The sequence below is a fragment of the Neisseria sp. P0021.S006 genome (genome assembly GCF_051956895.1).
Genome location: NZ_JBQCWZ010000637.1, coordinates 1 through 776, shown reverse-complemented (window position 1 = coordinate 776; position 776 = coordinate 1). Strand labels below are relative to the sequence as shown.

At 50.3% G+C, this 776-nt stretch carries 1 pseudogene; it reads left to right on the top strand.

Going from position 1 to position 776, the window contains the following annotated elements:
- Positions 1 to 102: 102 nt before the first annotated feature.
- A pseudogene (locus tag ACTHUM_RS16180) lies at positions 103 to 776 on the top strand (AMP-binding protein); the annotation flags it as partial.

Here is a 776-nt window from a genome sequence, read left to right as displayed (position 1 = left end):
TTGGTACGCCAAACGACAAACAAACAATACGATGAATGCTTGGCCCAATTCAAAGAAGATACCAAGGCAAATACATCAAAATTATAAAACCTTAGAACCATCATGCACCTAACCCAAATTCTATCCCCCGACCTGCCCCAACACGACCTTATCGCTGCCCATCCGAATTGGACGCGTGCTGATTTCAACCGTGCGGTTTTTCATCTGTCAGGCCGTCTGAAACAGGCAGGCGTGCAAACGGCCGCGCTGTGGTTTGACGATGCCGCGCTGTTTGCCTGTGCCGTGTTGGCAGTGTGGCATTCTGGCGGAAAGGTTTTATTGCTGCCCAATTTGGCGCAAGACAATTTGGAGTGGGGAAAAACGGCAGAAGCGTTTTTAACGGATTCAACAGATAAAAAGCTGTCTTCAGACGGCCTGAACATCTGGCACTTGCCTGATGTATTGACTCAAACAGAATCGGAAGGACTGAGCACCTATCCTGAAAACCATCTGATTCCCGACCATGCCGAAGCATGGCTGAAAACATCAGGTTCCAGCGGTGAAGCGCAAATTATTGTGAAAACCGCCGCGCAGATGCAGGCAGAAGCCCTGACTTTGGCAAATACGCTGCCATTTGGACAACACGGTGAAACCGTGATCGGCAGCGTGATTCCGCAACATCTTTACGGCTTCACATTTCGCTTCGCACTCGCGCTGACAATGGGTTGGACTATGGAACGACAGCAGGCGGTTTATCCGGAAAACCTGCTTTCCAGCACGGCCGCACACGATAAAGT